The organism is Giesbergeria sp. (assembly GCF_028686475.1).
Taxonomy (GTDB): Bacteria; Pseudomonadota; Gammaproteobacteria; order Burkholderiales; family Burkholderiaceae_C; genus Simplicispira.
Window position 1 is genome coordinate 44,096 of record NZ_JAQUCA010000022.1, and the last position, 6,160, is coordinate 50,255.

General features: G+C 54.6%; 8 protein-coding genes. 2 read left to right on the forward strand and 6 right to left on the reverse strand.

All coding sequences use genetic code 11. The features are described from left to right. Nucleotides 1–8: 8 nt before the first annotated feature. The 3 genes from PHX60_RS13015 to PHX60_RS13025 form a co-directional block, all read right to left on the reverse strand. Nucleotides 9–1,508: a flagellin gene (locus tag PHX60_RS13015; RefSeq protein WP_300078462.1), complete on the reverse strand. Its 1,500-nt coding sequence runs from the start codon at nt 1,506–1,508 to the stop codon at nt 9–11. A 219-nt stretch (nt 1,509–1,727) separates the two neighbouring features. Next, nucleotides 1,728–1,931, reverse strand: a complete 204-nt coding sequence (locus PHX60_RS13020) for a PD-(D/E)XK nuclease domain-containing protein (protein WP_300078464.1) — start codon at nt 1,929–1,931, stop codon at nt 1,728–1,730. A 75-nt stretch (nt 1,932–2,006) separates the two neighbouring features. Continuing rightward, the gene (locus PHX60_RS13025; RefSeq protein ID WP_300078466.1) at nt 2,007–2,216 is read right to left on the reverse strand and encodes a hypothetical protein; all 210 of its coding nucleotides are present in this window, start codon (nt 2,214–2,216) and stop codon (nt 2,007–2,009) included. Between the two features lie 212 nt (nt 2,217–2,428). On the opposite strand from PHX60_RS13025, the gene PHX60_RS13030 reads away from it, so the two are divergent. Together PHX60_RS13030 and ttcA are read left to right on the forward strand one after the other, a co-directional pair. After that, nucleotides 2,429–3,982: a flagellin gene (locus PHX60_RS13030; protein WP_300078468.1), complete on the forward strand. Its 1,554-nt coding sequence runs from the start codon at nt 2,429–2,431 to the stop codon at nt 3,980–3,982. A gap of 77 nt (nt 3,983–4,059) precedes the next feature. After that, the gene (ttcA, locus tag PHX60_RS13035) at nt 4,060–4,968 is read left to right on the forward strand and encodes a tRNA 2-thiocytidine(32) synthetase TtcA (protein ID WP_300078471.1); all 909 of its coding nucleotides are present in this window, start codon (nt 4,060–4,062) and stop codon (nt 4,966–4,968) included. 291 nt (nt 4,969–5,259) lie between these two features. Here ttcA and PHX60_RS13040 read toward each other — a convergent pair whose 3' ends face one another. The 3 genes from PHX60_RS13040 to PHX60_RS13050 all read right to left on the reverse strand — a co-directional run bounded on the left by PHX60_RS13040 (nt 5,260) and on the right by PHX60_RS13050 (nt 6,047). After that, nucleotides 5,260–5,484, reverse strand: a complete 225-nt coding sequence (locus PHX60_RS13040; RefSeq protein WP_300078473.1) for a hypothetical protein — start codon at nt 5,482–5,484, stop codon at nt 5,260–5,262. Beyond that, nucleotides 5,420–5,614 (reverse strand): hypothetical protein, encoded by a 195-nt coding sequence (locus PHX60_RS13045; RefSeq protein ID WP_300078475.1) that lies wholly within the window; start codon nt 5,612–5,614, stop codon nt 5,420–5,422. Before PHX60_RS13045 ends, PHX60_RS13040 begins: the two co-directional genes overlap by 65 nt. A 169-nt stretch (nt 5,615–5,783) precedes the next feature. Continuing rightward, nucleotides 5,784–6,047, reverse strand: a complete 264-nt coding sequence (locus PHX60_RS13050) for an addiction module antidote protein (RefSeq protein ID WP_300078488.1) — start codon at nt 6,045–6,047, stop codon at nt 5,784–5,786. Nucleotides 6,048–6,160: the final 113 nt, after the last annotated feature.

A 6,160-nucleotide genomic window follows, 5' to 3' on the forward strand; every position in this document is an offset into this window, starting at 1 on the left:
CCTGCGGCTTATCGCAAAAGTGACAGCACGCCTTGCGGCAGCTGGTTGGCCTGGGCCACCATCGCAGTGCCAGCCTGTTGCAAGATTTGGGCGCGCGACAGGTTGGCGGTTTCTACCGCAAAGTCGGCATCTTGGATGCGTGACTTGGCCGCAGACATGTTTTCCGACGAATTGCTCAGGTTGCCGATGGCAGTTTCAAAGCGCGATTGCATAGCGCCCAGCTTGGCGCGTTCGCTGCTGATGTTGGCAATAGCCGAATCTACGGTTTTGAGGGCCTTGGTGGCACCGTCAAAGCTGGTGATGTCTAAATCAGCCACGGTGTTCATAGCAGAACCGGTGGTGGCCGCGATGGTACCCGTACCATCGTCAACGCTACCACCCAAAGCATCACCACCGTCAGCGACAGTAAAGCCTTTGCTGGAATCCAAAGTAACAATGCCTCCTACGGTAGCCAGTGTTCCTAAGGCACCTCCTGTATCGGTAGCAGCAATTGGAGAGGCTTCTGCGGTACCGTACTGATCCAGCTTGGCCAAGGAAGCAACACCCGCATTAGCCGCACCAGAGTTGCCCACCTGTACATCATTACCGGAGGAATTGGTCAACTCGATGGCGGTACCTGCCTTGTTGACAGCGGCAGTGACACCCGTTTTGGATGATACATCGTTGATGGCAGTGACAGCAGCAGCCAAACCTTCGGCAGTACCTGTAGCCGAAATATTGAAGTTGACTGGTGTAGCGGTGGCATTGTCAGACTTCAAGTTGAGCGAATAGGTGCCCGAAGTATCAAAAGAAAGTTCGGCCTTGGTGATAGCGGTGGCCGTGACACCCGTCTTATCGCTTTGGGCATTGACCAAGCCAGCAATATCTCTGGCTGTGGCATCGGCACCAACGTCCACCGTAGCACTGCCAGCACTGCCATAAATTTTGGCCGTAGCAGGCGTCATGCCGTTGTTAGCAGTAGATTGTGCGCCCAAACCACTGGCAGCCATCTGGTTGTTACCGTAGCTGCTGGTACGCATGTTGGCGGTGCCGACCGCGATGGTTTGGTTGGCGTTGGCACCCACTTGGAATTGTTGGCTACCAAACGAACCATCCAACAGCTTTTTACCGTTGAACTCGGTGGTTTGCGAGATGCGATCCAACTCAGACACCAGCTGGTTGACTTCTTCTTGCAGGGCCTTGCGGTCGCTGGAGCTGTTGGTGGCGTTGGCCGATTGCACCGCCAGTTCACGCACGCGCTGCAAAATATCGTTAGAAGACTTGAGCGCGCCTTCGGCGGTTTGCGCCAAAGAGATGCCATCGCCTGCGTTGCGGATAGCTTGGTTGGTGCCCTTGACTTGGCTGGTGAAACGCTCAGAAATGGCCAAGCCAGCAGCGTCGTCCTTGGCGCTGTTGATACGCAAACCAGACGACAGGCGGCTGATAGAAGTGTTGAGGGAAGACTGGCTAGTGCTGAGGTTGCGCTGCGCGGTCAGGGAAGCAATGTTGCTATTGATGGTGGATGCCATAACAAATCTCCTAAAGAAACGACTGAAAGATGGCGTTGCCGCCAACAAGGAAACCACAGTATGCACCGGCTTTGGCCTGCTTGCACTGGCCTAGCGCTCCGATAACAACGCTGTTGCATCCTGGTAGAGAGATTTTCGGACAGTGCAGCCAAAACTTAAGGAAAAATTGCAAGATTGGCGCACAAAGTAGCCGCAAGCCAAGGCAGGCATCGGGCGGCATTACAAGGTCTCGACCTCAAAGCCCACCACGCTGCGCTTTTCCTTGCTGAACTCTACACCGATGAGGTGGATAGGCTCGCCCCGACTGCGGTATTCATCAGCGTAGCCGCGCTGGCGAATTTGCTCCAATGCCTTGCCTTGGGGCACCAGCTCCAGCACTTTGAACTCGAACAGATAGACTTGGCCATTGAACAGTGCTGGCATGTGGCCAAAAAGCAGCTCTCACAAAGAATGCACTGCTGCGAACAATGCGGGCATCAAGAGAACAGTGATACGGCTTCAGCGCGTGTAGTGTTGCGCTGGGCTTTGGAATCCATATCCGGTCAGGAACTGGCCGAGACGGGAGTTTATGGCTCCCGTGAAACTCCATCCTTTGCAACGCATAGGCGTGGAGTAGTTCATGTAGTAGCAGTTGTCTTGGCGAATCAGCGCGAAGGTTTGGATGCCGATGGGAAGCTTTTTGCGTGACAGGGTGATGGCGTGGCTCATGGGTGGAATTGTGGCGGTGGCGGTTGTGATTGTGGGGCGCTGGCGGGTTTGTTGCCTGCAATTGGCGCGGGTTTCTGGCGCTTATCGAGCGAACACGCTGCGCCAGCATCTCCACAATCACCTTCATTGTTTCACCCCAGTCCGCCGGGCAGCTTTACGCAAAACCGGCAGATGTATTTGTTTACACCTCTGTCCCCCGTAGGAGTTATGCGATGGCATCCACTATCAACACCAATGTCGCTTCCCTGACCGCGCAGCGCAATCTGAGCACCAGCCAAGCGTCGCTGAACACGTCGATCAACCGCTTGTCCTCCGGGCTGCGTATCAACACCGCTAAAGACGATGCCGCTGGCTTGGCCATCTCGGAGCGTTTTACCAGCCAAATCCGTGGCACCAACCAAGCTGCACGCAATGCCAACGATGGTATTTCTTTGTCGCAAGTGGCCGAAGGGGCGCTGAAAGCTTCCGGCGATATTTTGCAACGGGTGCGCGAGTTGGCGGTGCAATCGGCCAATGCTACTAACAGTGCCAGTGACCGCAAAGCACTGCAACAAGAAGTAAGCCAATTGGTGGCCGAGTTGGATCGTATCTCCTTGACCACCGAATTTAACGGCAAAAAGTTGCTGGATGGCACTTTTGGTACCGCTCAATTCCAGGTGGGGGCCAATGCCAACCAAACGATTATTGCCAACACCGCCAATATGCGGGCTGCTACCTATGGTAATAACCAGAATACGGCAGTGAGTGGGTTTGGCATGCCACCAGCAGGACCTGCTGCATATGATCCTCTTGCAGTTCCTTTACTCCCTCCCGCTAACGGAATTGCAGGTGGCGGTACCATTCAGATTAGTGGATCGCCTAGCAGTAGTGGAGTGGCTGTGGAAGATCCTGAAACGGCTGCCAGCATTGCCAACAAGATCAACGGCATTTCAGATAAGACTGGGGTGACGGCCACCGCGCGTACCCAAGCAGCACTGGTGTTTAGTGATGGTGTTACTGATCCAGTCAGCGGTGCTTTCTCGCTCAGTTTGGTCTCTAACAATACTCAGCCAGTAACCATTGCCTTTAATTTAGAAGGAACGACCAGTTCCGATCGTTTGGCTCCTGCTGTGGCAGCTGTGAATGAGCAGACCGCTAAAACCGGCATCACCGCTAGCCTATCCTCTGATGGCAAGCAGTTGCTTCTGACCAATGCCAGTGGTAATGATATTTCAGTCGGTACGATCACCAATATTACTAATGCTGAGACCATTGACATTTACAAACTGGGAGCTGATGGTCAGTCATATGATGGAACTGGAGACCCAACACTTTCAGGAGCCGCTGTACAATTGCCTACTATTGGTGATGATCAATTTGTAACCACCAGTGGTTACCTTACGCTAGATTCTAACCTGTCGTTCAATGTCACGGATGGCGGTGGCGTATTGAATGCGGGAGCGTCTCGACTGCAACGTGTTTCTGACTTGGATGTCACCACTTTTGAAAACGCCACCAATGCCCTCAAAACCGTCGATTCGGCCTTGGCTTTTGTCAGCAGCGAGCGTGCCAAGCTGGGTGCTATGCAAGCCCGCTTTGAAACCGCTATCAACAACCTGAATATCACCTCAGAGAACCTGTCCGCTTCGCGTTCGCGCATTATGGACGCCGATTTTGCGGTAGAAACCGCCAACCTGTCGCGGGTGCAAATTCTGCAACAGGCCGGCACGGCGATGGTGGCGCAAGCCAACCAGATTCCACAGGGCGTGCTCTCGCTGCTGAAATAATAGCCAGCGCTTGCGCCTGCCGCCAGCCAGCCGCCTGCCAGGCGCGCTGGCTTTTTTGTTGGCCCATCCCCATCACCATGCACACTTCCACCGAATCCCAAGCCTCCGACAGCCCCTCCCACGCGCAGCACAAGCTAGAAAAACGCCTGTACCGCCAAGTGCGCCAAGCGGTGAATGATTTTGGCCTGCTTGCAGACGGCGACCGCATTATGGTTTGCCTCTCGGGCGGCAAAGACAGCTATGGCCTGTTGGATTTTTTGCTCAAACTGCAACGCCGGGGCGCGCCACGCTTTGACATCGTGGCCGTCAACTTAGACCAAAAACAGCCCGGTTTTCCGGCCCATGTGCTGCCCGAGTACCTGACACGCTTGGGCGTGCCGTTCCATATCGAAACCCAAGACACTTACAGCGTGGTGAAAAAGCACATCCCCGAAGGCAAAACCATGTGCAGCCTGTGTTCGCGCTTGCGCCGGGGCATTTTGTACCGGCTGGCTGATGAGTTGGGTTGCAAAAAAATTGCCTTGGGCCACCACCGCGACGATATGCTGCAAACCTTCTTGCTGAATATGTTTTTTGGCGGCAAGCTCAAGGGTATGCCGCCCAAAGTGGTAAGCGACCGGGGCAACCATTTGGTGATTCGCCCGCTCGCTTATGTGGCCGAGGCCGATTTGGCCCGTTGGGCGCAGTTGCGCGCCTTCCCGATTATTCCGTGTACCTTGTGCGGCAGCCAAGAAAATTTGCAACGCCAGCAAATGGGCCAAATGCTGCGCGATTGGCAAAGCCAGTATCCGGGCCGGATTGAGAATATGGCGGTGGCGCTGCAAAACTTGGTGCCCTCGCACTTTATGGACAGTCGGCATTTTGATTTCAAGGCGCTGCAAGCTACCGGCGTAGCCGACCCGGCAGGCGATAAAGCCTTTGATCCGGAAGAGTTTCCGGCCTTTGTGCCCAGTGCCTTTGCGGGGCTGCCTGTGGTGCCGCATTGACTGACGGCTTGTTGAAGAATAGATCCTGAATCCGTGACAAAAAAAGCACCTCCCGGCCACCCCGGCCTCAGCCGATTTTTTCTGCAAATATGCACCCGCATTGCACCCTAATGCCCTCCTGCGCCGCTGTTCGCGTGCTTTTTGTCACTCCAATCGCACCACAAAGCGGGTATTTTGGCTATCTAGGGCGCAAGCGGGCAGGCGACCCCCTCGGAGAGGCTCTCCGCTTTGCATCGGTGTTTGATTGAATACATTGTTTACTTGCTTGCTCCCTCCATCGGTGGGACTGGCTTACGCCGTGTCGTCCAGTTGCCGCCAGTGGCGCTCAAACACCGTAAAGGCCGCGTCGTTTTTACCCAGTCCCAGCACCCACTGGCGCGCGTGGTGCACCATGCGGGCTGCTTTGAACATCATCTCCTGCATCACGGTACGAATGCGCCGACGCTGGGCCTCATGGCGCATCGGCGCTTCGGGTTCGTGCAGCGTGTGCTGGCCTATCAGGCGCAGCAGATTCATCGCCACTGCCCGGAAATTGAGCATCGACCAGACGGTTGAGGTTGATGCGCTGGAGGTACTTGCCAATCAAGGCCAGACCGGCCTGGGCGCTCAGGTCGTAGGGCAACTGTTTGAGAATGAAATTGGGCATGGGGATTCACCTGCTGGGTGAACAGTATTTGGAGCCTAAACTATTGATTTCAATAGGGAAACTGGAGATTTTTGACATGAATTCACGGATTCAGGTTCATCGCAATAGTGCGTCACTTTGAGGATTTCGTGGGCTTCTTGTTCTTCGAGCTTTTGCAAAAAATACTCCCTTATTTTTCAATCGGCTTGCCTACCAGACGCACACCCAGAGCCTTGCAGATACGATAAATGGTGTCAAAGCGTGGTTGTGATTGGGGGCGCAGTGCCTTGTACAGTGCCTCGCGGGTCAGGCCCGATTGCGCCGCCACTGCCGTCATGCCCCGCGCACGGGCCACCACGTTAAGTGCGTGATAAAACGCTGGCATATCGTCTCGTTCCAGCACCAAGGTTAGATAGTTGGCAATGTCCTCTTGGGTGTTGAGGGTTAGCAGCAGAACTCAATGAATCTACTCAAATCTACGCTAATCTATCCATTATGAACAGATTAATAAGTATAGGAGAAGCAGCAAAGGCATTAGGTGTGTCCATAACAACCTTGCGCCGCTGG